Below are 24,121 nucleotides of genomic sequence, written 5' to 3' on the forward strand. Positions count from 1 at the left end.
ACAGGAAGGCTCAGGGCTGCTGGAAGGTGCCCCGTGCCGTCCAGGCGAGCATCGGGGCTGCGGTTATGGTGCCTTTGCGGGAGATTGTACTGCGCCGGGCGCAACCGGTTTGGCGTCGGCACCGGTGCTTGCGACCGCGGGCGCCGGCGCCGCTGGGGGCGACGCCGCCACGGGCGCAACGAACGGTCCCGGATCGGTACACGGCGGGGTCTGCACCGCCGCGCGCGCGTCCTTGCCCTGTGCCTGGCGTTCGGCGTAGTAGCGTGTCGCGATCTTGTCCTGCGCACGGCACAGCTGGAAGGCAGCGACCTTGTCCGACCACGCGGCGCGGGCCTTGGTCTCCGCGGCCTTGGCCTGCTGGGCTTCGCTGGGTGGCGGCAGCTTGGCCAGCGCGCCGGCACTCAAAGTGGCCCCGGCGGCCAGGGCGATCAGCGTCAGGGTGCGTGTCATGGTCGATGCTTCCCGAAGTATTGGTGTCCTGCGTGATCAAGCTTCGCCGGGGGTATGCCGCGCGGCCCGCCCGGCCGCCGCATCCGGACTGGCGGGACCGGTCGAACGCTGCGCGGGAATCTTGCCGGACTGGATGTCGTCGTACCAAAGCTCGTGATGCTCCTTGGCCCAGGCTTCGTCGACCCAGCCGTCGCGCATGGCGCGGTACGCGCCTTCCATGCCGACCGTGCCCATGTAGATATGGCCGCACGCCATCGCGATCATCAGCACGGCGGAAATGCCGTGGATCACGTTGGCGATCTGCATGGTCGCGCGGTAGTAGTCCATGCCCGGCACGATCATGTCGAGCACCCAGCCCGAGGCCGACAGCACGATGCCGAAGATAAACACGCCGACCCAGAACCACATCTTCTCGCCGGCGTTGAAGCGCCCGCTCGGCACGTGCCTGCCGGATGCCAGTCCGCCCAGGCTGGTGACCCAGCGCACGTCGTCGCGGCCCGGCAGGTTATCGCGCACGAACACCACGAAGGCGACGATCACCGACAGCGTGAAGATGGGCCCGACCACGTTGTGCAGGTTCTTCAGGATGTAGCTGAGCCAGCCGAACAGCATGTGCCCCATCAGCGGCAGCAGGAAATGCTTGCCCAGCAGCATGATGATGCCCGACACCGCCAGCACCACGAACGAGATCGCCATGGTCCAGTGCACGATGCGCTCCAGCGGCGTGAAGCGTTCGATCATGCGGCCGGTGCGCGGCTCGCGCAGCGGGATGGTGCCGCGCCACAGGTAGAAGCCCAGGATGGCCAGCGGCACCACCAGCAGCAGCCAGCCGCCCCAGACGGTGATCACGCCGTTGCGGAACAGGCGCCATTGCTGGCCGGTGCGCTGGATCAGCACGCCGGCTTCCTTGTCGGGCAGGCTGCTGTAGTGACGCTGGTCGGAGTTGACCTCGCGCCAGACCGGCGCGTTGTTGCCGGGCTGCGTGACGGTGCGTTGCTGCTGCGACTGGGCCTCGGCGGCGATGTCGCGGCGCGGCACGTTGAAGATGTTTTCCGATGCGATGCCGGCCAGTGGCTGGGCCGGATGCGTGGCCGGGTTGTTGGCATCGGCGCTGCCCGAGGCGGTGGCCGGGCCGGTCGACGGCCCCGGTGCGGGAGCCTGGGCCGCGGCGCTTCCGGCCACGGCCATCAGTGCCAGCGCGCCGGCCGCCAGCCAGCGGCGCCACCCGGCGCCCTGCCCGCTGCGGCATGCATTGTGCGACGGCGTCATACGCCCTCCTTCAGGTCATCGGGAGCATGCGCGCGGATCGCGGCGCCTGCCCACTGCGGCGCATTCATTGCACGCGGTTGTACTCGTTCTGGTACTGGTTGCGCTGGCGGATCTGGTTATGCCAGCTGGTTTTGTCGCCCGCGGTCCAGCCCTTGGCCACGAAGGGGTCGTCGGGCGCGCCCTGGTAGGCCTGGGCGTCGGCCTTGCGGTGCGACTGGTTGATGGTCTGCGGCTTTTCGCCGCACGCGGCCAGCAGCGCGCCGCACAGTGTCAGCAGGACGATGGCGCAGGCGCGGCTCATGATGTCTGCCCTCCCTGAACGCCGGTAGCGGCGGGGGTAGCCGGTGCAGCCGGTGCGGCTGGCGTGGAGCGGGCCCCGGGCGCATCCGGCGCAGCGGGACCAGCCGGAGCTGCCGGCGCCCCTGGCGCGGCCTTGGGCACGCCATAGGCGGTGCCCCAGCCGAACACGTCGCCGCCGGTACCGCGCTTGATCACGCGGTTGCGCAGGATGTCGGCAATCACATCGCCATCGCCGCCAAGCAGCGCCTTGGTCGAGCACATCTCCGCGCACAAGGGCAGCTTGCCTTCGGCCAGCCGGTTGCGCCCGTACTTCTCGAACTCGGCCTCGCTGCCGTTCTTCTCCGGGCCGCCGGCGCAGAACGTGCACTTGTCCATCTTGCCGCGCACGCCGAAGGTGCCGGTCGACGGGAACTGCGGCGCACCGAACGGGCAGGCATACGAGCAGTAGCCGCAGCCGATGCAGACGTCCTTGTCGTGCAGCACCACGCCGTCGTCGGTGCGGTAGAAGCAGTCGACCGGACACACCGCCATGCACGGTGCGTCGGAGCAATGCATGCAGGCCACCGAGATCGACTTCTCGGCGCCGACCACGCCGTCGTTGACGGTCACCACGCGGCGCCGGTTCACACCCCAGGGCACCTCGTGCTCGTTCTTGCAGGCCGTGACGCAGCTGTTGCACTCGATGCAGCGCTCGGCGTCACAGATGAATTTCATGCGTGCCATGATGTTCCTCTGCTCTGTCCTGTGGCTTATGCAAACCGCTCGATCTGGCAAACGGTGGTCTTGGTCTCCTGCATCATCGTCACCGAGTCATAGCCATACGTGGTGGCGGTGTTGACGGCTTCGCCCCGCACCACCGGCATCGCGCCTTCCGGGTAGTAGTCCTTCAGGTCCTTGCCCTGCCACCAGCCCGAGAAGTGGAACGGGATGAAGGCGGTATCCGGCCCGACCCGCTCGGTCACCAGCGCGCGCACCTTCAGCGCGGCGCCGGTCGGCGTCCTGACCCAGCAGAAGTCGCCGTTGCGGATGCCCCGGTCGGAAGCCGCGCGCGGGTTGATCTCGACAAAGTTCTCCTGCTGCAGCTCGGCCAGCCACGGGTTGGAGCGGGTTTCCTCGCCGCCGCCCTCGTACTCGACCAGCCGCCCGGAGGTCAGGATGATCGGGAACTTCTCGTAGACCTTGTTCTCGATATTGCGCTGCTGCACCGACTTGTACAGCGTCGGCAGCCGCCAGAACGCCATCTTGTCGTCGTGGGTCGGGTACTTGGCGACCATGTCGGGCCGCGTGGAGTACAGCGGCTCGCGGTGCTGCGGGATCGGGTCCGGGAAGTTCCACACCACCGCCCGCGCCTTGGCATTGCCGAATGGGTGGCAGCCATGGTTCTTCAGCACCACGCGCTGGATGCCGCCAGACAGGTCGGTCTTCCAGTTCTTGCCCTCGGCCTTGGCCTTCTCGGCATCGGTCAGCTCGTCCCACCAGCCCAGCTTCTTCAGCAGCACGTGGTCGAACTCGGGATAGCCGGTGGTGATCTCCGCGCCCAGCGAGTACGAACCGTCCTCGGCCAGCAGGTTGACGCCGTCGCGCTCCACGCCGAAGTTGGCGCGGAAGTTGCCGCCGCCGTCCATCACGTGCTTGCTGGTGTCATACAGGTTTGGCGAACCCGGGTGCTTCAGCTCCGGCGTGCCGTAGCACGGCCACGGCAGGCCAAAGTAGTCGCCGGTCAGGTCGTAGCCCGTGACGGGGTCCTTCCCTTGCTTGCAGCGCAGCGTCTTGACGTCGAACATCTGCATATTGCGCATATGCGCTTTCAGCCGTTCGGGCGACTGGCCGGTGTAGCCGATGGTCCAGTTGCTGGCGTTGATTTCGCGCAGGATCGATTCCGGCTCCGGCTCCATCCAGGTGCGGCCGGCGCGCTTGACCTCGATCAGCTTCATGTTTTTCGACAGCTCCTTGCCAAAGCCAAGCTTGTCGGCGAACGCCTGCATGATGGTTTGGTCGGGCATCGATTCGAACAGCGGCTCGATCACCTTCTCGCGCCATTGCAGCGAGCGGTTGGAGGCCGTGCACGTGCCCGAGGTCTCGAACTGCGTGGCCGCCGGCAGCAGGTACACGGCGCGGTTCGGGTTGACCTTGTCGCCCTCGGCCGGCGGCATGTTTGCCATGGCCGCGGTCGCTGACGGATACGGGTCGATCACCACCAGCAGGTCGAGCTTGTCCAGCGCCTTCTTCATCTCCAGGCCGCGCGTCTGCGAGTTCGGGGCATGGCCCCAGAAGAACACGCCGCGCACGTTGTTGTCCTGGTCGATCAGCTCGTTCTTCTCGGTGACGATATCGATCCAGCGCGACACCGTGGTGCCGGACTTCTCCATCATCGTCTGCGAGGCGAACTGCTTCTTGATCCATTCATAGTCCACGCCCCACACCGCCGCATAGTGCTTCCATGCGCCGGTGGCCAGGCCGTAGTAGCCAGGCAGCGAGTCGGGGTTGGGCCCGACGTCGGTGGCGCCCTGCACATTGTCATGGCCGCGGAAGATGTTGGCGCCGCCGCCCGCCACGCCGATATTGCCCAGCGCCAGCTGCACCAGGCACGACGCGCGCACGATCGCGTTGCCGATGGTGTGCTGGGTCTGGCCCATGCACCACACCAGCGTGCTGGGGCGGTTCTTGGCCATGGTCTCGGCAACCAGGTAGACCTGCGCCTCGGGCACGCCGGTCACTTCCTCGACCTTGTCGGGCGTCCACTTGGCCAGCACCTCTTCCTTGACCTTGTCCATGCCGTAGACGCGGTCGTGCAGGTACTTCTGGTCTTCCCAGCCGTTCTTGAAGATGTGGTACAGCATGCCGAACAGGAAGGCGATGTCGGTACCCGAGCGAATGCGCACATAGTGATGCGCCTTGGCCGCGGTGCGCGTGTAGCGCGGGTCGACCACGATCACCTTGCAGCCGTTTTCCTTGGCGTGCAGCAGGTGCAGCATCGACACGGGATGCGCCTCGGCCGCGTTCGAACCGATATACAGCGCTGCCTTCGAGTTCTGCATATCGTTGTACGAGTTCGTCATCGCACCGTAGCCCCAGGTATTGGCGACGCCCGCCACCGTGGTGGAGTGGCAGATGCGCGCCTGGTGGTCGGTGTTGTTGGTGCCGAAGAACGAAACCCACTTGCGCAGCAGGTACGCCTGCTCGTTGCTGTGCTTGGACGAGCCGATGAAGAACAGCGAGTCCGGGCCGGTCTGCTGGCGGATCTCCTTCATCTTCGCGGTGATCTCGTCGAGCGCCTGGTCCCAACTGATACGCTGGTACTTGCCGTTGACCAGCTTCATCGGGTACTTCAGCCGGTATTCCCCGTGGCCGTGCTCGCGCAGCGCAGCGCCCTTGGCGCAGTGCGCACCCAGGTTGATGGGCGAATCGAACACCGGTTCCTGGCGGATCCACACGCCGTTCTGCACCACCGCGTCGACCGCGCAGCCGACCGAGCAGTGGCCGCATACGGTGCGGCGCACGACGATGCCGCTCTTGCCATCGGCGGCGCCCTTCTTGTCGTCGGCGGCATCGGCCTTGCGCAGCAGCGTCAGTTGCGACGCCGCCAGGCCGGCACCGACGCCGATGCCCGAGCGCTTGAGGAAACTGCGGCGATCCATGGTCGGCATGGCGCCGGCCAGGCTTGCGGCGAGCCGCTGTGAGAGGCGTCCGGTTCCGGCTTGCACGCCGGCAGGATCGTGCCGGTTGGCGAGGCCGTCAGCGAGGCGGGCGGATGCGCCCTGCGCCGCGCGTTTGCGGGTCAAGATCATGTCTCACCTCAGATGCGGACGAGAGCCGTCCGTTTGCTGGCGGCGCGGCGAACCACGCCGCCCTGGCACTTACACCAGTGTGGTCCGGTAGTACTTGCGAATGTGTTCTGAGACCCGGTAGCCCTTGCTGTCCGACGGGGTGTCGGCGGGTTCCGGCAGAGCGGCGGCCTGGTCCGGTAGTGCCGGCCCACGCGCTGTCAGCGCTGCCGCACCCGTTGCGGCAGCCACAACTCCAGCGCCCGCGAGAAATGAGCGGCGCGCGACCCGGGTTGGCTTCTCTCTCATGTGGGGGGCTCCTCGGCTGTCAAAGCCCGATGGTTTTCGCCGTTATGCGTTGTTATGCATATTCTAGAAGCATCTTGCAGGAAAGACCATGATATGCAAGGGTTTTTCCTGACCTGCGGTCCTTAGTTCATCTCCAGCGCCAGCGCCTCGACACTGGCGAACGCGGCCAGCAACCCGGCGGCGCTGCGATAGAAACGCGCCTGCGGGTGCGCGATCACCGCATCGCACAATTTCTCGACCCAGGGCTGCAGGTGCTGTGCGTAGAAGCGCTGCTGCTCGCCGAGGTTGGACACCGACAGGTCCTCGCCAGCCACCAGGAAGCGCATCACCTCGCACAACGTGGCGATGTGGTCCTCGGTCTCGCTGACGCCGTCGTGGCGCTCCAGGCCATAGCGGGCCAGGTCTTCGCGCAGCGCCACCAGCGGACGCTCGTTGAGAAAGCCGGTCAGGTAGAACGAGCCATACAGGAACACATCCTGCCGGCCCACGCCGACGAATAGCTCCCGGTATTCCTCTTCAACCTCCGCCGCCGTGGTCTCGGCTGCTGCAGCGCACAACGCATTCCACGCCTTGCCCAGTACCGTATCGGCATCTTCGCCGACGGCGCGGTTGGCCGCGATGTGGTGCAGCAGCGCGGCATCGGGCGCACGATAGAACAGCGTGGCCAGCAGGCCGTACAGGTCGGCGCGGGCGGTGTCCTCGGCATCGTCGGCGTGCGGTGCCGCGGTGAGCTGGATCGGCTGGAAATCTGTCATGTCGTGATAAATTGTGTCGATGGAGGCTCAGCGCAGCGTGGTGCCGCTCACAGTGCCGCTCATGGTCCCGCTCTCGTGCTCCATCATGTCGATCACGCGGCAATCCGGGCACATCTTCAGCCGCTCGGCGGCGGCGCCGGAAAATGCCGGGTGGCCGGCCAGCCGGACCAGCATCGATTCCACCATCTGCGCCGTGCCGAACGGCTTGGCGCAGCGCACGCAATGGAACGGCTGGGACTCGTTGAGCGTGACCGGGCGGCGCGCGGCTTCGCCGGCCAGCAGGCGCGGCACCAGCGTAATCGCATCTTCCGGGCAGGTCTTTTCACACAGGCCGCACTGCACGCAATTGCGTTCGATCAGGCTCAGCACGGGGCGCTCGGGGTTGTCGCGCAGGGCCTGCGACGGGCAGGCGCCGACGCACGCCATGCACAAGGTGCACTTGCCGGTATCGACAGCAATCGCGCCAATCGGCGCGGCCGCCGGCAGCGGCACGATGTCGGCGGGCACCGGCGCGTGGCGCACCAGGTGGTCGAACACGAAGTCCAGCATCTCGCGCTTGGCTGCAACGGCGCCGAACGGCGCCGGCGGCAGCGCATTGCGGCCCGGACGCAACGCGGACAGGCCGGCATCCAGCGTGGGCGTATCTGCCGCCTCGACCAGGGACAGCACGTCGGCGTCATAACCCAGTCCCGCCAGCAATGCGCGGGCGACTTCCATCTGCTCGCGCAGCGCGGTGCGGTACTGCGGCGCCTCATCGCCGGTGAGCAGCACCGCCACGCGGCTGGCACCCCAGCACAGCGCAGCCAGCCACAGCTCCAGCCCGGCCGCGGCCGGGTGGAACAGCGACAGCGGCATCACATTGGCGGGCACGCCGGCGGCACGGCCCGCGCGCGCGGCGCGGCCCAGCGCCAGCAAGGCGGGCGTGCCATATTCCTCGCCGTGCAGCAGCACGACCGGGTCGCGCGCGCCGGCCTGCCGGTAGGCGGCCAGCAGCGTACGCAGGCGAGTGCCGGTCGTCTCCGGGCCGGGATAGCCGTAGCTGATGGCACCGCTGGGGCACACCGTGGTGCACGCCCCGCAGCCCATGCACAGGTTGGGCGTGACCTCGATGCGGCCCTTGCCGTCATGCCAGCGCGACTGGATCGCCCGGGTCGAGCAAATGTCGATACAAGCCGTGCAGCCGGTGGTCTGGTTGCGGCCATGCGCGCACAGGCTGTCCTTGTAGCGGAAGAATTTCGGCTTCTCGAACTCGCCTACCAGGCCCGCCAGCGTCAGCGCCAGCGCCTGCTGCCGCGCCGGGTCGGCGCCGGCATGCAGGTAGCCTTGCGGGGGCTGGTGCATGGTGAAGGCGGGTTGGTCGCACAGGTCGAAGACCAGGTCGAAGCGGCCTTGCATGGTGCCTTGCGGCCGGTCGAAGTCGATGGCCGCGGCAGCGCCGCAGGCGCGCACGCAGTCGCGGTGCGAGCGGCAGCGCGACAGGTCGATCTGATAGCTGAAATCGATCGCGTCTTCCGGGCAGGCATCGATGCAGGCATTGCAGCGGGTGCACAGGTCCAGGTCGATCGGGTTGCTGCGTCCCGCGCCGGTTTCCCAGCTGGCTTCGAAGGCGCCGAGCCAGCCGGCAAGCGCGGACAGCCGTCCACTATGTACCGGATAGGTACGTCCGAAAGGCTGTGCGGCAGCGCCCTCGCCCGGCGCGCTGCCCGTCAGCAGCACCGTGACCTCGAACTGCATGGCCGCGAGCCGTTCCGCCCAGGGCAGCGCGCGCTGCGCCGGGCCCAGCACCAGCACCGAGCCGTCGGAGCGGTAGTCGACCACGGGCACCGGCTCCGGCTCGGGCAACGCGGCTACCGCCAGCAGCGCGCCGATCTTGGCATTGGCGGTCCGCGGATCGCGCCGCGCGCCCTGCGACCACCCACCGGTCTCGCGGATATTGACGAAGCGGACCGGGGCGGTCACCACCGGGCGTCCATCCTGGCCCTGGGCGGTCTGCGCGGCAACTTCGGTAAACAGCGCGCGCTCCTGCGTGCAGGCCACGATGACATCGTCGGTGCCGTCCAGTGCGGCGGTGAAGGCGCCGATTTCGCGCCGGCACAGCAGATGGTGGACCTTGAGCGGACCTTGTTGCTTGCCTTGTTGCTGGCCTTGCTGCGGGCCCTGGCTGGCTTCCGACAGCGCCGCCCCGTCAAGCGGCATGGTGTCGTTGCAATTGCAGATCAGCGTCGGCATGGCGAATGCGTGCTGACCGGTCCGGACGTCCTTCTTGCGAGGGTCTGCGGCCCGGCGGATTGTGGGGAAGCCTATTGTAGGCTGCGCTGCCCGGTGGGGCTACGCGCACTTATCCGGATCTTGCGGACCTTGCGGGCCCTGTTTTGCGCTTTGACTGGCCACCGGCGGCGGCGTTTCGGAGGATGCGGGTATGTCCGTAGCGCCAGCCGGGTCGCTGGCCACTGCGGGCGCCGCCGGCGGTACATCGTCCGGTTGTGCGGCGACTTGTGCGGCGACTTGTGCGTCCGGCTGTGCGGCGGCTGCGGCCGCCTGGGCCGCAGCGCGCTCCTCGTCGGTCGGCTCGAACAGCCCCAGCGACTCGGCCTGGCGCAGCTGGCGCAGGATCCCCGGCGGGATCGGGTCGGGCTTGCCGTAGTCGTCGATGTAGGTGTCGAGGCCGTCCATCACATTGAAATGCGGATCGGCAAACAGCGTCTTGAGCGCGGCGCGCTTGACCGATTCATCGACGCCGCGCGCGACGAAGCGGGCGATATTGTCGCCGGGACGCAGCGCCGCCACGTCGGCCAGGGTCGGCAGGGGGACTTCCGGGCCGGCCTCCGGCACCGCGGTCGCAGCCTGCGGTGGCACGGGCAACGGTGATGCCTCGGCAGGCGGCAGCGGCTCCGCCGGCACGGCCACGCCCTCCCGCACCGCGGCCTTGCGGCGCGACCAGCGTGACAGGAAGGACGAATCGCTCATCGGCGTATGCGAAACAGCAAGGTCAGTAGCGCGCGCGGTCCTGCGGCGCCTTGAAGGATTCGGGCCGGCGCCGCTGCTTCGGCTCGGGCCGGTAATGCTCGTTGACGTAGGCCTGCAGCCAGTCGCGCTGCTCCGGTGCCAGCGGCACGTTCTCGACGATCTCGCCGGCGTCGAGCCAGCGGCCGGCTTCGTTGTACGACAGCGTGACCGTCATCGGCACGGGGTGGGCGTCTTCACCGGTGCCGCCGCCGTCCTCGTCCTCGGGCATGCGCCACAGCACGAACCAGCATGGCGTGGTCGAGGTCAGGTTCAGGTAATAGCCCTCGCCCTGGTCGCGGAACAGCTCGACCTCGAAGCCGGGATACAGCCAGCGCGCGCCGTGTTCGTCGTGTTCCAGGCAGACCGCGTGCGTGCCGAACTCGCCCAGGTCCGGCAGCACCGCGTCGAGCTGCCATTTCCATGGCTGCCAGCGGTTGGCCAGCGCCACCTTGCGCATCACCACCGCCGTGGTGACGGCGGGACGGGCGCCGGGTGGCGGCGACTGTGGCAAGGGCGTGGTTTCGGCTTCCATGGCTGCTGGCGCGGCAAGCCGCGCGCTCAGGTGTTCTGCACGACGATGCTCGGGAACTTGCTGGTCATGTCGCGCGCCTTGTCGGCGACCTTGATCGCCACCTTGCGCGCGATGCCGCGGTACAGCTCGGCCACGGGGCTGTCCGGTTCGGCCACCACGGTGGGACGGCCCGAATCGGCCTGCTCGCGGATCTGCAGGTTCAGCGGCAGGCTGCCCAGCAGCTCCACGCCATAGTCGGCGCACATCTTCTCGCCGCCGCCCTGGCCGAAGATATGCTCGACGTGGCCGCAGTTCGGGCAGCAGTACACCGCCATGTTCTCGACGATGCCGAGGATGGGGATGCCCACCTTCTCGAACATCTTCAGGCCCTTCTTGGCGTCGAGCAGCGCGATGTCCTGCGGCGTGGTGACGATCACCGCGCCGGTGACAGGCACCTTCTGCGACAGCGTCAGCTGGATATCGCCGGTGCCCGGCGGCATGTCGACGATCAGGTAGTCGAGGTCGTGCCAGTTGGTCTGGCGCAGCAACTGCTCCAGCGCCGAGGTGACCATCGGCCCGCGCCACACCATTGGGTTGTCCTGCTCGATCAGGAAGCCGATCGAGTTGGCCTGCACGCCATGGCCCTCCAGTGGCTCCATGGTCTGGCCGTCGGCGGATTCGGGGCGGCCGTCGATGCCGAGCATCATCGGCAGGCTGGGGCCGTAGATATCGGCATCGAGCATGCCCACGCGCGCGCCCTCGGCGGCCAGCGCCAGCGCCAGGTTGACCGCGGTGGTGGACTTGCCCACCCCGCCCTTGCCCGAGGCGACGGCAATCACGTTCTTCACGCCCGGCAGCAGCTTGATGCCGCGTTGCACCGCGTGCGCGACGATCTTCATGGTCACGGCCACGCTGACGTTGGTGACGCCCGGCACTTGCCGTACCGCGGCAACCACCAGCTTGCGGATCGGGTCCAGCTGGCTCTTGGCGGGATAGCCGAGTTCGACTTCCAGCGAAACCTCGCCGCCGTCGACCCGGATGTTCCGGGCCGAGCGCGTGGACACCAGGTCCTTGCCCGTGTTGGGGTCGATGACGGTGCGCAGGGCTTCGGTGACCTGCTCAGTGCTGACGCTCAAGACAACCTCCGCTTGGTTTTTCTGACTGTGGGGATGGCCCGTACGGCCGGCGCCATCGGCTGGACTGGCGCCTAATGTATCAAAGTATGAAGCAACGGCCATGGGTAGCCGGAGAAGCGCGGGCAAACCCTTGTGCCAGGTGTGGGATTACAGACATTTACAAATCTCACAACCTTGCACTTGTGCGCGGGCCGCCATATCCATATTGTAGTGCGGTTGGGCGGACAGGCACCCGGGCATTGGCCCCCGCGCCGGCCGCGCCGCCGCCAACGCGCACAAAGGGTTATCTGCGGTATCGCCTTGCGGTTACCATCCGCATGCGGTACCAGGAACATTACGGGAATATCAGAAGGAGAAAGCATGAAGATCAAGCTCGTCACTGTCTCGCTCGCCGCTGCCACCTTGCTGGCCGCGGGTTGCGCCACCGAACAGCAGACCCATACGGCGGTCGGTACCGGCGTAGGCGCCGCGGTGGGCGCGGGGCTTGGCAACCTGATCGGCGGCAATACCACCGGCACGCTGGTCGGCGCGGCCGTGGGCGGAGCCGTCGGCGGTGCGACCGGCTACAACTGGAATGCCATCCGCGGCAAGCTGAACAAGGACACCGCCGGCACCGGCACCCAGATCACCGAGCAGCCGGACGGCTCGCTGAAGGTGAACATCCCCAGCCAGGTGACCTTCGATACCGACAGCGCCAGCATCAAGCCGTCGTTCCGCTCCGTGCTCGACCAGGTCGCCCAGACGCTGGGCCAGCACCAGGATGTCAGTGCCAACGTCGTGGGCCATACCGACAGCACCGGCAATCCCAGCTACAACATGCAGCTGTCGCAGCGCCGGGCCCAGAGCGTAGCGAGCTACCTGGGTGACCGCGGCGTCGCACGGAACCGCCTGACGGCCGAGGGCCGGGGCCAGGCCCAGCCCGTTGCGGACAATGCCACCGAGGCTGGCCGGCAACAAAATCGCCGTGTCGAAATTTTTTTGAAACCAATTCAAGGGTGACCCTGTCATAGAAACAGGTACCGCTTGCCACCGTTGCTGGCTCGCGATGGGTGGCTGACCTCCCGGGCGGTACCTGATTTCTCCTCCTTTTCCGTTGTGGAAAGCTGCGCCGGCACTGACCGGCGCTTTTTTTTGGCCGTTTGCAGGGAATGGCCTGTGCCATTTCAGCGGATTCCGCCATGCGGAACCGGCGCATCCGCGGCACTACGTTGCTAAAATAGCCCCTCCCCGGCACGCGCCGCCTCGCGCGCAGCGCCGTCGCCACTGATATTCCCCGCCCCTGACCGGCTCTTCGTCTATGACCGCACGTCGCATCCTCGTCACATCCGCCCTGCCTTATGCCAACGGCCAGATCCATATCGGCCACCTGGTGGAATACATCCAGACCGATATCTGGGTGCGTTTCCAGCGCATGATGGGCAACGAGGTCTACTACGTCGGCGCCGACGACACGCATGGCACCCCGGTGATGCTGCGCGCCGAGAAGGAAGGCATCACCCCCAAGCAGCTAATCGACCGCGTCTGGACCGAGCACAAGCGCGATTTCGACAGCTTCCTGGTGTCGTTCGACAACTACTACAGCACCGACGCGGATGAAAACCGCGAGCTGTGCGAGAAGATTTACCTGGCCCTGAAGGCCGAGGACCTGATCGCCGAGCGCGATGTCGAGCAGTTCTTCGACCCCGTCAAGAACATGTTCCTGCCGGACCGCTTCATCAAGGGCGAATGCCCGAAGTGCGGGGCCAAGGACCAGTACGGCGACTCGTGTGAGGTTTGCGGCACTACCTATGTGCCGACCGACCTGAAGAACCCTTACTCGGTGGTCTCGGGCGCCACGCCGGTGCGCAAGTCGTCGACGCACTTCTTCTTCAAGCTGTCCGATCCGCGCTGCGAGACCTTCCTGCGCGAATGGGTGGCCGACCTGGCGCAGCCCGAGGCCGCCAACAAGATGCAGGAATGGCTGGGCGGCGAAGGCGAGGCCTCGACGCTGTCGGACTGGGACATCTCGCGCGATGCGCCCTACTTCGGCTTCGAGATCCCCGGCGCTCCCGGCAAGTATTTCTATGTGTGGCTGGACGCGCCGATCGGTTACTACGCCAGCTTCAGGAACCTGGCGCAGCAGCGCGGCATCGACTTCGACGCCTGGGTCGGCCCGCACTCCACCGCCGAGCAGTACCACTTCATCGGCAAGGACATCCTGTACTTCCACACGCTGTTCTGGCCGGCAATGCTGCGCTTCTCGGGCTACCGCACGCCGACCAATGTGTTCGCACACGGCTTCCTGACGGTGGACGGCGCCAAGATGAGCAAGTCGCGCGGCACCTTCATCACCGCGCAGAGCTACATCGACACCGGCATGAACCCGGAATGGCTGCGCTACTACTTCGCCGCCAAGCTCAATGCGAGCATGGAAGACCTGGACCTGAACCTGGACGACTTCATCGCCCGGGTCAACAGCGACCTGATCGGCAAGTACGTGAATATCGCCAGCCGCGCGGCTGGCTTCCTGGTCAAGCGCTTCGAAGGCAAGGTCGACGAGGCCGCGCTGGCGCACCCGCTGCTGGAGCAGCTGCGCCAGGCCGCGCCGCAGATCGCGCAGCTGTATGAAGCACGCGAGTACAGCAAGGCGCTGCGCCAAGTGATGGAGCTGACCGACACGGTCAACGCCTTCGTCGACACCGAGAAGCCGTGGGAACTGGCCAAGGACGAAAGCAAGCGCGCCGCGCTGCACGCCGCCTGCTCGGTGTCGCTGGAAGCCTTCCGCCTGCTGACGGTGTACCTGAAGCCGGTGGTGCCGAACGTGGCCGCCGGCGTCGAACGCTTCCTGAACGTCGAGCCGCTTGACTGGCGCGCCATCGACAAGCAGCTGTCCGCGGCCAACCCGGTGCAGGCCTACCAGCACCTGATGACGCGCGTCGATTCCAAGCAGGTCGACGCACTGCTGGCGGCCAACCGCGAATCGCTGCAGGCCACGGCGGCGCCCGCTGCCGCGGCAGCGTCGATCGAGCCGGTGGCCGAGACCATCACCATCGACGATTTCGCCAAGGTGGACCTGCGCGTGGCCAGGATTGTGGAATGCCAGAAGGTCGAAGGCTCGAACAAGCTGCTGCAGCTGACGCTGGACCTGGGCGAAGGCAAGACCCGCAACGTGTTCTCGGGCATCCAGTCGGCCTACGCGCCCGAGCAGCTGGTCGGCAAGCTGACCGTGGTGGTGGCCAACCTGGCACCGCGCAAGATGAAGTTCGGCATGTCCGAGGGCATGGTGCTGGCGGCATCGGCGGCTGATGAGAAGGCCGCGCCGGGCCTGTATATCCTGGAGCCGCACAGCGGAGCGGTGCCGGGCATGCGGATTCGCTGAAGCGGATCGCGCGCAGGAAGCGGCGGCGGCCTTCGGGCGGCCGCTTTTTTTTGCACCGAGGTGGTGTCAGCCGCCCTGCATCTTCGACGGATCGTCGCTGCGCGAAGTCGTCGTCACGGTGCCATCGCTGTTGAAATGCACATTGAAGAAGGCCTTGTCGGTCGAGGTCTCCATCCAGCGGTAGCCCCACACTTCTTCCTTCTTCAGCGCGAAGGCCTCGACCTTGGTCGGCTTGCCCAGCAGGCGGCGGATATCGTCCTTGCTCATGCCGGCGCGCACGCGCGCGAAATTCTCCGGCGTCAGCACCTGCTCGATGCGCGCGACCTTGCCGTCCGCGCCGATGGTGACCATCCACGTGGTGGTACCCTCGGGGCCGCGCGGGTATTCCAGCCGGCGGCCGCCGTCTGCCTCTTCCCAGACGATCTCGGGCTTGCCGGCCTGGCGCCGCAGCTCTTCCTCGGTGGACTGGCCGGGCACGATGCCCTTGAACAGCTGGCTGTCGGGCTTGATCGCGTTCCAGGTGTTGCGCGCGGTTTCGCCCGCCTTGTTCATCGCTTCATCGACCTTGCGCTGGTCGCAGCCGAACAGCGCAAGCACAGAGGCAATCAGTCCCATGGCGGCAAGGCGTCGCGGCGACGCGTAGTTGGCGGGGCGTAGGTGGGTGGCGCTTACTTCAGCGGCGCACGGGCTCGGCAATGACTGCCGAAGCGGCCGCGGCCGCGCTTTCCGGATCGAGTATCTGGCCGTCATCCTGGCTCCTGCTGGTGCCGCGGCGGTTCGAGGCGCCCGAGAACAGGATCGCCCAGCTGTCGAAGCGGCGGTTGAACAAGACCGACAATCCGTTGATGGAGCCGCCCTTGGCAATCAGCGACCAGCGCCGCGAGAACTGCCAGGTCAGCTTCACCACGTTCGAGGCCGAGGTCAGGCTCTGTTCGTAGCCCACCGCGATCTGGTCGGTAATGGCCTTGCCCATGCTGACCACCTGCTGGTCGTTCAGGCCCGCGGTGCTGGGCCCGATCGAGAATTCGTCGATGCCGAAATGCGAGACGATGCCCTTGCCCGCCTTGCCGCCTATCATGCCAAGCGCGGCCCCACCCAGCGCGGCGCCGCCAAGCGCCCGCTGCTGGCCCGCGCCGGCGCTTTCGGCGCCGTAGCCGAACATCAGCCACGACAGCTTGTCTTCGTCGGGCACGTTGGGCTCCGACACCAGCCGCACGCGCGGCAGCCGCACCGTGCCGGTCACCTCCACGCCCGCCTCCACTTCCTGGTTGCGGCGCATGGCGCGGATGTTCATGTTCGGGTTGTCGATCGGGCCGTTGAAGTTGATGATACCGCGCTCGATGTCCAGCTTGCGGCCGAAGGCCTCGTAGGTGCCATCCGTCACGCGCACCGTGCCGAGGGCCTTCAGCGGCACCAGCGGTTCGCTCTTGACCCCGAGCTGGCCGGCCAGCAGCAGGTCGGCGCCCGCGCCGCGGAAGCGGAAGTCGTTGCCCAGGTCGACGGTCAGGTCGATCACCGGGCTGAACTTGCTCGCCGGCTTGGTCTCGGGCACCACCGGCGTCGCGGCGGTCTTGACCGCGCGCTGGTCCTTGCGGCGGATCACCACCACGTCGTCGCCCAGCACCGGCGCGCCGGCCTTGGGCAGGTCGAACAGGCCGCGGTCGACGCGGAACTTGCCGCGGATCACGACCTGCTTGTTTTCGTTGGCGATGCTGGCATCGCCCGACACCACCAGCGTGCGTTCCGGGCTGGCGAACAGCTGCAGCTTGTCGGCGACGATCTTGCCGGTCAGGTTGGGATCGGCCTCGCCCAGCTTGACGTTGCCGGTGGCGGTGATCTTGCCGTCGCCGCCGTGGAACTCGACGTGCTTCAGTTCCACTGTGTTCTGGTCGAGCGCCACGCGCACGGTGCCGTCGGTCAGGCGCAGGCCGATGTCATACAGCGTGACGGCGAGATTGTCGCCATCGATGGTGCCGGCCAGCAGCGGCGCGCCGACCGTGCCGCCCAGCCGCAGCGCCGCGGCCAGGCGCCCGTCGAAGGCATACTGCGGCCCGGTCAGCGCCTCGAGCGACTTCAGGCGCGGCACATCGACCGTGACGGTGCCCGCCAGCGTCGATGCCGGCCCCACCGTCTGCAGGCCCTGTTCCTGCACCAGCCCGGCCGAGGCATCGACCGCCACCTTGCCGATGCGCCCCGACACCATGCCGCCGCGCAGCGCGATGCGGTTGCCGCCCGCCTCGGCGCGCAGGCTGGTTTCGCCCAGGCCCATGGTGGTAAAGCCGCGGCCGGCATTGACCGACAGGTCGCCGCTGCGCCGGCGCACTTCGGCAAACCCGCTCGCGGTCTCGGCCAGCGCCAGGTTCCAGCGGCCGTCGATGACCAGGTCGGAGCGCACCGGCGGTTTCTCGCCGGTGATGGTTTCCATCAGTTCGAGCACGTGGCCGACCTGCAGGCCGTTCAGCGTGCCCTGGCTGCGGATGCGGCCATGGTCCCAGTCGAAGCTGTCGATGGCGAGCGTGGCGTTGTCCATCAGCAGCCGCGTGGCGCCCAGGCGCACGCGCTGGTCGGCGACCAGCAGCTGTGTCGGCGCGGCCAGCCGCAGGTTGACGGTGCTGCGCTCTTCCAGCGTGCGGATGGTGCCGTTCCAGCCCTCCTTGCCTTTCCATGCGCCCTGCCCCGCCAGCGCCAGCTGCAGCGGCCGGCGGTTGAGGGTGCCGGCGGCCTTGACGTCGAAGGCGTGGTTGGCCTGGGTGCCGTTGAGGGTCGCGTCGAGCGTGCTGAGGCTGGCCTGCGGCCCGCGGTAGTCGCGCGCGGCCAGCTGCACCGACAGCGGTCCGTCCAGCCCGCCGCGCACCTCGGCGCGGCCGCTGGCGCTGGCCACCTTGTGCGGTCCCACTTCCAGTGCCTGCGCGTTGTAGTCGGCCACCACCTCGGGCTTCTTCAGCGTGCCGGTGATGGTGGCATCGAGCTTGAGCTTGCCGGCCACGCCGAACTTGAGCCGCTCCAGCTGCGGCGCGTCGACCGCCAGCCTGAGCTGGTCGCCGCGCGCGCCGAAGCTGCCGCGCAGGTTGGCCTGGTTGCCGGCCATATTGAGCGCCGCTTCGCTTGGCAGCAGCCGCTCGCCGGCGAGCCGCACCTTGCCGCCGCCGGTCATCGGCAGGCCGGCGTATTCGCTCTCGTGCACGGCAAAATCCAGCGCCACGCCAAGCACCGGGGCAATCTCGCCGCTGGCGCTGAAGTCAGCGTTGATGCGGCCCGCGGCCACCTTGGCCAGCCGCGACGGATCGAACGACGCCAGCTTGCCCTTGAAGCTGAACGGCTGCCTGTCCTTCAGGCCGAGCTTGCCTTCCGCGCTCAGCACGCCGGGGCCGACGGTCGCGCGCAGCGCGCCCAGCGTGACGGTGTCGGCGTCCATGCTGGCGTCGGCAAACAGCTTGAGCGCAGCGCCGGACAGGTCCAGCGCCACGCTCTGCCGGCCGGGCTCCAAGCGCAGCACCACCGGGCCGGACAGGCTGGCGCTGGTGAGCGAGCCATGCAGCGCTGCGGGGTCGAGCCGGTGCACGTCAAGGTCGAAGCCGCCGCGCCCATCGCGCAGCGAGCCGCCGCCGGTGATTTCGGCCTTGCCGGTCAGCGCCACGCGCAGGTTGCTGATGGCCTGCGCCATTTCGCTCAGTTCGACGTGGGCGCGCACCGAATGCACGGGCAGGCGCTCCTTGTCGAGCAGGCCGGCTTCAAGGTTGCGGATCTCGATGTCGCCTGCGACGGCAAGCGGCGCGGGCGGCGGCACCGCGGCGGGTGCGGATGCGGAGGGTGCGGATGCGGCAGGCGGCGCCGGGGTCGCCGCCGCGCCATCCACCGGCCGCAGCTCGGCATGCACCGTCAGGTTGGCCTGCGGCGCGGTGGGGCTGAACAGCCGCGGGTTGATGCGCTCGCCATCGACCAGCAGGTTTGTGAACGGCACCTTGCCGAACGGCGTCAGGTCGGCGCCGGCGCGCGCATGGATGCGGTCGCCGTTGGCCTGCAGCTCGGCGCGCAAGGCTTCGAGCGTGCCCCTGGCGGTGGCGTTGACGGCAAAGGACTCCTTCTGCCAGCTCGCCTCCAGCAGCGCCTCGGCGCTGAGCGGGAATGGCGCGCGTGCGCCGATCTGGGCGTTGGTTGCAAGCTTGCCGTACGGCGTCTCCAGCTTGTCCACGCTGACGCGGTGGTGCTGGCCGTCGCTGTGCAGCGCGCCGGACAGGTTGGCGAACACCATCGGCTCGGCGGCGGGTGACGTGCCCTGCAGCAGCGCCAGCCGCTCCAGGGTCAGCGCGTCGACGTCGATCGCCAGCGGCAGTTCCAGCGACTTCGGCATCTGCGCCGGCTCGGTGCTCGGCTCCGACGGGCCCAGCCGGACCTCGGCCTTGCCGATGCGCAGGTAGTCGAAGTGCAGGCGGCGCGGCTGCCAGGTCACGGCCCAGCTGCCATCGACGCGGTCTACCGTCACGCGGGTCTGGCCGCTGGCAAAGACCACGTCGCGCAGCCGCAGGCCATGTGCCACCGTGCCGCCTTCGAGCCGGCCGCTGAGCATGCCGGCCGACAGCCGAGTCGCCAGCGTCCACAGGTGGCGCGTGCCGGCCTCGGTGCCCAGTGCCGCCACGCCCGCGCCGACCAGCGCCACCACCAGCAACACCAGCACGCCGACCAGCCAGGCGAGCGCGCGCCATACGCGCCGGCGCTTGCGCGGTGCGGGCGGGTTCGGCTCAGCGGGCGTGCCCTCGCCGGGCACGTCGGGCAGGTCGTGGGCGCTCATGTTCGCATCCCATGCGCGCGGGCGGCCATCAGAACGCCACCCCCAGCGAGATATGCGGCCGGAACTGCTGTTCCTGGATGCCGTAGCCGACGTCCAGCTGCAGCGGGCCCACCGGCGTGCGCCAGCGCACGCCGACGCCCACGCCGTTGTAGATCGTCACGCCGCGCAGGTTGTCGGCGGCCGTGCCCAGGTCCCAGAACACCGCCACGCCCCAGTCGGGCTTGAACCAGTACTGGTACTCCAGGCTGCCGGTGCCGAGATACTTGGCCGGCAGGATGCTGGAGCCGCTGGGGGTGCCGATCGACTGGTAGGTGTAGCCGCGGATCGAATCGGTGCCGCCGGCGCGGAAGCGCAGCGTTGCCGGGATCTGGCTCGAACTGTCACCGGTCAGGTCGGCGCCCAGTTCCAGCCGCGCCACCACCAGGTCGTGCTTGCCCACCGGGATGTACTGGCGGATACGGCCATACAGGCGCAGGAAGGTAGCATCGCTGAGGAAACCCCGCGCGGCCACGCCGACCTGGGTGCTGATCACGTTGCCGCGGCGCGGGAACACCGGGTTGTCGACATCGCGCCGGGTCCAGGCGAAGGCCGGCACCAGCGCCTTGCTGATCTGGGCCGCCTGGCCCTCGGGCAGCAGCTTGTCATAGTAGAAGTCGAGCGACGTGGTGACGTCGTACTTCTCGCGCGAGCGCGAGCGCTTCAGGCCCGCGCGCAGGCTGGTGGTATCGGTGTTCTCGAGATCGATGGTGCGCTCGTAGCTGCTGTACACGCTGTTGCGGTAGGCGCCGCGGGACGGCGGCATCGCCGCCTCGGCGAACAGGTAGGACCGCTTCTGTTCGATCCGCGCCTGCGAGTCGAAGGTCCAGCCGCGGTTGAACAGGTTGTAGTAGGAATAGCGCCCTTCCACCTGTGCGCCGGTATCGGTGGTAAAGCCGACGCCGCTGTTGAGCCGGTGCACCGGGTATTCGCGCACGCGCACCGACACCGGCGCGGTGACCACGCCGTCGGGCGCCTTGTCGGCATCCGGCGGCGGCTCCAGGTCGACCTGGACGTTGGAGAAATACGGCTGGTTCTGGATCGCGCGCTGCAGCTCGAGCAGCCGCTCGACGCGGTACGGCTCGCCCTCGCTGAGCGGGTTGACGTTGTAGACGATCTCTTCCGGGTAACGGCGGTTGCCGCGGACCTTGAGCGGCCCCAGCAGGTAGGCCGGCCCGCTGGCGTAGTGCGCGGACAGGTCGGCGCGCAGCTCGTCGGGCTCCACCCGCGCCTGCGACGCTGCCAGCCGCGCACCGTAGTAGTTGTGGCTCTGCAGCGTCACCAGCGCGTCTTCCTTGGCCTTGTCCCAGTCGGCCTGGCGGAACGGGTCGCCCGCCGGCAGGCCCCACTTGGCCTGCATCTCGGCCACCTGCTCGGGCGAGCGCGTCGCCGCCGGGCCGGTCACCTGGACATCGACATTGCGGATCAGCGTGCGCGCGCCAGGGTCGACCGTGACGTGGACCACGCGCTTGTCGCCCTCGCCCTCCACGCGGGTGGTGGTGGTCGGATCGAAATAGCCTTCGGTCGAGGTGAACTGGCGCACCTGCTCGCCCACGGTCTCGACCATGTAGTCGAACTGGTCCTGCGACAGGTCGGTGCGGTCCTTGTAGCGCGACAGGTCCAGGTGCTCTTCGAGCATCTCCTTGATCGGCTTGGGGGCTTCGACCTCGACCTTGTAGGCGCCGAGCGCGGCACCGGCCGGCAGCAGCATCATCAGCAGCGCGGCGAGCGCGAACGCGGCCGCGCGCGCCCGCCAGGGCAGCGGCGCGGGATGTGCCGTATCCGTCCCCCCGGTGCGGTCGATCGTCATCCGTTGAAGTCGCCGGGCGCCCCGGACGCGGTGTCAGCAGGTTTAGCGGTGATAGCGGTGTCTCGCGGCATCGCCGTTTGTCCACACATACGAAGTCGGTATTTGACCACACACCGCGCTGCGTCCGGAATCTTCCTACCCCCGGAAAGCAGGCCGGGGGCCAAATGCGACCCCGCGCCGGGCCGATACTGTAAAATCCTGCCCCACTGCATCCATTACACGCCCCAAGCGGCGCATACGGTTTCACCATGGCCATGTACGAATCCGAGATCACCCAGTTCCTGAAGCAACTCAAGCAAGAGCGCCCGACGCTCGAAGCCGAGCAGCGCGACGGCCGCGCCCTGCTGTGGGACAAGGCGCCGATCGACCTGGAAGAGCGCGCCCGCGCCCAGGCGTCGCGAGTGGCCCAGAAGCCATACGTCTACTCCCAGGACAACTGATCCCCGCCAGCGCGCCCTGCCACCGGCGATGAGCACAGCCGACCAGGACAAGCTGCCGCTGCCCGCCGCGGTCGCCGGCGCTGCCGACAACCTTGCCGGGCCCGCGGGTCCCGCCGACATGGTCGACGGGATGGCGTTCGCGCGCCTGTACGGCGAGCCGCTGTTCAAGCTGCCCCAGGACCTGTACATCCCGCCCGATGCGCTCGAAATCTTCCTGGAAGCGTTCGAAGGCCCGCTGGACCTGCTGCTGTATCTGATCCGCAAGCAGAACTTCAACGTCCTCGACATCCCGATGTCGCAGGTCACGCGACAGTACCTGTCGTATATCGAGCAGATCCGCAAGACCAACCTGGAGCTGGCGGCGGAATACCTTCTGATGGCGGCCATGCTGATCGAGATCAAGTCGCGGATGCTGCTGCCGGTCAAGAAGGCCGACAGCGACGAAGACGCCGAGGACCCGCGCGCCGAACTGGTGCGCCGCCTGCTGGAGTACGAGCAGATGAAGCTGGCCGCGCAGCGCCTGGACACGGTGCCGCAGCTCGGCCGCGACTTCCTGCGCTCGCAGGTCTATATCGAGCAGAGCCTGGCGCCGCGCTTCCCCGAAGTCGAGACCATCGACCTGCAGGCCGCCTGGGCCGACGTGCTCAAGCGCGCCAAGCTGAACCAGCACCACAAGATCTCGCGCGAGGAGCTATCGGTGCGCGAGCACATGAGCCAGATCCTGCGCCGGCTGCAGCATGCGCGCTTCATGGAGTTCTCGGAACTGTTCGAGGACGCGATCCGCTCGGGCAAGGGCGTGCCGGTGGTGGTGGTCAACTTTATCGCCATGCTGGAGCTGTCGCGCGAGTCGCTGGTCGAGATCACCCAGGCCGAGCCGTTCGCGCCAATTTATGTGCGATTGGCGTACAGCCCTTCCTGACCCACCCTTGCGGCAGGGTCCGCCCCCGTCCCACTTGATCTACAATCCGCCGACAGCCGGCACAATAGGCCCAAAAAGCGCCAGGAAGGCAAAACGCCCCGAAGGCCCGGCATGTCACGGCGCCGCCCCCCGGAGACCGGCGCCACGGGTCACACCCTCACGACAGCACACCTAGCCAGATGAAAGTCATTTCCTCCATCCAAGAGCTGCGGGACCAGCTGCGCGGCCAGAACCGCGCTGCCTTCGTCCCCACCATGGGCAACCTGCACGAAGGCCACCTGTCGCTGATGCGCCTGGCGCGGCAGCACGGCGACCCGGTGGTGGCGTCGATTTTCGTGAACCGCCTGCAGTTCGGCCCCAACGAGGATTTCGACAAGTATCCGCGCACGCTGCAGGACGATATCGAGAAGCTGCAGAAGGAAGGCGTCTATGTGCTGTTTGCGCCCTCCGAGCGCGATATGTACCCGGTGCCGCAGGAATACCGCGTCGAGCCGCCGCACGACCTGGGCGACATCCTGGAAGGCGAGTTCCGCCCCGGCTTCTTCAAGGGCGTATGCACGGTGGTGATGAAGCTGTTCTCGTGCGCGCAGCCGCGCGTGGCGGTGTTCGGCAAGAAGGATTACCAGCAGCTGATGATCGTGCGCCGCATGGTGCAGCAATTCGCGCTGCCGATCGACATCATCCCGGCCGAGACCATTCGCGACGAAGACGGCCTTGCGCTGTCGTCGCGCAACCGCTACCTGAGCCCGGACGAGCGCGCCGAGGCGCCGGTGCTGTACCGCACGCTGCATGAGGTGCGCGACACGGTGCTGGGCAGCGACCGCGCCGGCGCCGACCTGCTGGCGGTGGAGGCCAATGCCGTGGCAGCGCTGGCCAGGCGCGGCTGGAAGCCGGACTACGTGTCGATCCGCAAGCGCAGCAACCTGCAGGCGCCGACGCACGAGGAATTTGTCGCCGGCGAGCCGCTGGTGGTGCTGACCGCGGCCAAGCTGGGCGCGACCCGCCTGATCGACAACCTGGAAATCTGAGCGCGGGCGCGGGTTAGTCCGAGCTTTGGCTTCTCGAATGGCCGGAACCCGCGTCGGCGCTGGGTTTCGGCCATTTTTTGTGACTATTATGTAGCCATGTAAATTAGTGTTTATCTATTGCGTTTCAGCAGAGTTGTGCTTGAATAAGTGTTCATGTATATCGAACACGTCCCCAACCGCAACTCGCCCCCCGCCGTCCTGCTGCGCGAGTCCTATCGCGATGGCAACACGGTCAAGAAGC

General features: G+C 67.7%; 19 protein-coding genes. 5 read left to right on the forward strand and 14 right to left on the reverse strand.

The window, feature by feature from the left end; translation table 11 throughout:
- Positions 1-63: 63 nt before the first annotated feature.
- From E1J61_RS01920 to apbC, 11 genes are all read right to left on the reverse strand, one after another.
- Entirely contained in the window at positions 64-450 is a 387-nt protein-coding gene (locus E1J61_RS01920; RefSeq protein WP_133092489.1) for a hypothetical protein, read from the reverse strand.
- Positions 451-486: 36 nt separating this feature from the next.
- The gene (locus tag E1J61_RS01925; protein ID WP_133092490.1) at positions 487-1,719 is read right to left on the reverse strand and encodes a formate dehydrogenase subunit gamma; all 1,233 of its coding nucleotides are present in this window, start codon (positions 1,717-1,719) and stop codon (positions 487-489) included.
- Between the two features lie 64 nt (positions 1,720-1,783).
- Entirely contained in the window at positions 1,784-2,020 is a 237-nt protein-coding gene (locus E1J61_RS01930) for a hypothetical protein (protein ID WP_133092491.1), read from the reverse strand.
- Complete coding sequence (gene fdh3B, locus E1J61_RS01935) at positions 2,017-2,742, reverse strand: formate dehydrogenase FDH3 subunit beta (RefSeq protein ID WP_133092492.1); 726 nt, start codon at positions 2,740-2,742, stop codon at positions 2,017-2,019. The genes E1J61_RS01930 and fdh3B overlap by 4 nt, the downstream gene beginning before the upstream one ends.
- Positions 2,743-2,768: 26 nt before the next feature.
- Entirely contained in the window at positions 2,769-5,807 is a 3,039-nt protein-coding gene (locus E1J61_RS01940; protein ID WP_133092493.1) for a molybdopterin-dependent oxidoreductase, read from the reverse strand.
- A gap of 69 nt (positions 5,808-5,876) precedes the next feature.
- The gene (locus E1J61_RS01945; protein WP_063240102.1) at positions 5,877-6,092 is read right to left on the reverse strand and encodes a formate dehydrogenase; all 216 of its coding nucleotides are present in this window, start codon (positions 6,090-6,092) and stop codon (positions 5,877-5,879) included.
- A gap of 122 nt (positions 6,093-6,214) precedes the next feature.
- Positions 6,215-6,847, reverse strand: a complete 633-nt coding sequence (locus tag E1J61_RS01950; protein WP_133092494.1) for a molecular chaperone — start codon at positions 6,845-6,847, stop codon at positions 6,215-6,217.
- Positions 6,848-6,874: 27 nt separating this feature from the next.
- Positions 6,875-9,076 (reverse strand): 4Fe-4S binding protein, encoded by a 2,202-nt coding sequence (locus E1J61_RS01955; protein ID WP_133092495.1) that lies wholly within the window; start codon positions 9,074-9,076, stop codon positions 6,875-6,877.
- A 99-nt stretch (positions 9,077-9,175) separates the two neighbouring features.
- Positions 9,176-9,814, reverse strand: a complete 639-nt coding sequence (locus E1J61_RS01960) for a DUF3306 domain-containing protein (RefSeq protein ID WP_133092496.1) — start codon at positions 9,812-9,814, stop codon at positions 9,176-9,178.
- 22 nt (positions 9,815-9,836) lie between these two features.
- Positions 9,837-10,385 (reverse strand): DUF3305 domain-containing protein, encoded by a 549-nt coding sequence (locus E1J61_RS01965; protein WP_133092497.1) that lies wholly within the window; start codon positions 10,383-10,385, stop codon positions 9,837-9,839.
- A 26-nt stretch (positions 10,386-10,411) separates the two neighbouring features.
- Complete coding sequence (gene apbC, locus E1J61_RS01970; protein ID WP_133092498.1) at positions 10,412-11,500, reverse strand: iron-sulfur cluster carrier protein ApbC; 1,089 nt, start codon at positions 11,498-11,500, stop codon at positions 10,412-10,414.
- Between the two features lie 360 nt (positions 11,501-11,860).
- Here apbC and E1J61_RS01975 point away from each other — a divergent pair, with 360 nt between their 5' ends.
- On the forward strand, positions 11,861-12,499 hold the full coding sequence (locus E1J61_RS01975) for an OmpA family protein (RefSeq protein ID WP_133092499.1): 639 nt from the start codon (positions 11,861-11,863) through the stop codon (positions 12,497-12,499).
- 298 nt (positions 12,500-12,797) lie between these two features.
- Positions 12,798-14,858, forward strand: coding sequence for a methionine--tRNA ligase (gene metG, locus E1J61_RS01980; protein ID WP_133092500.1), 2,061 nt, complete (start codon positions 12,798-12,800; stop codon positions 14,856-14,858).
- A 66-nt stretch (positions 14,859-14,924) separates the two neighbouring features.
- Here metG and bamE read toward each other — a convergent pair whose 3' ends face one another.
- The 3 genes from bamE to E1J61_RS01995 are packed head-to-tail and all read right to left on the reverse strand — an operon-like array spanning position 14,925 to position 21,493.
- Entirely contained in the window at positions 14,925-15,473 is a 549-nt protein-coding gene (bamE, locus tag E1J61_RS01985) for an outer membrane protein assembly factor BamE (protein WP_133092501.1), read from the reverse strand.
- A 58-nt stretch (positions 15,474-15,531) separates the two neighbouring features.
- A complete protein-coding gene (locus E1J61_RS01990) occupies positions 15,532-19,647 on the reverse strand; it encodes a translocation/assembly module TamB domain-containing protein (protein ID WP_133092502.1) in 4,116 nt (1,371 codons plus the stop codon).
- Positions 19,648-19,675: 28 nt separating this feature from the next.
- A complete protein-coding gene (locus E1J61_RS01995; RefSeq protein ID WP_133092503.1) occupies positions 19,676-21,493 on the reverse strand; it encodes an autotransporter assembly complex family protein in 1,818 nt (605 codons plus the stop codon).
- Between the two features lie 248 nt (positions 21,494-21,741).
- On the opposite strand from E1J61_RS01995, the gene E1J61_RS02000 reads away from it, so the two are divergent.
- The 3 genes from E1J61_RS02000 (at position 21,742) to panC (ending at position 23,880) form a co-directional block, all read left to right on the forward strand.
- Positions 21,742-21,933, forward strand: a complete 192-nt coding sequence (locus E1J61_RS02000) for a DUF3460 family protein (protein WP_029046065.1) — start codon at positions 21,742-21,744, stop codon at positions 21,931-21,933.
- 28 nt (positions 21,934-21,961) lie between these two features.
- On the forward strand, positions 21,962-22,852 hold the full coding sequence (locus E1J61_RS02005; protein WP_133092504.1) for a ScpA family protein: 891 nt from the start codon (positions 21,962-21,964) through the stop codon (positions 22,850-22,852).
- 179 nt (positions 22,853-23,031) lie between these two features.
- Positions 23,032-23,880, forward strand: a complete 849-nt coding sequence (panC, locus tag E1J61_RS02010; protein WP_133092505.1) for a pantoate--beta-alanine ligase — start codon at positions 23,032-23,034, stop codon at positions 23,878-23,880.
- Positions 23,881-24,121: the final 241 nt, after the last annotated feature.

Source organism: Cupriavidus sp. L7L (assembly GCF_004353535.1).
GTDB classification, from domain to species: Bacteria; Pseudomonadota; Gammaproteobacteria; order Burkholderiales; family Burkholderiaceae; genus Cupriavidus; species Cupriavidus oxalaticus_A.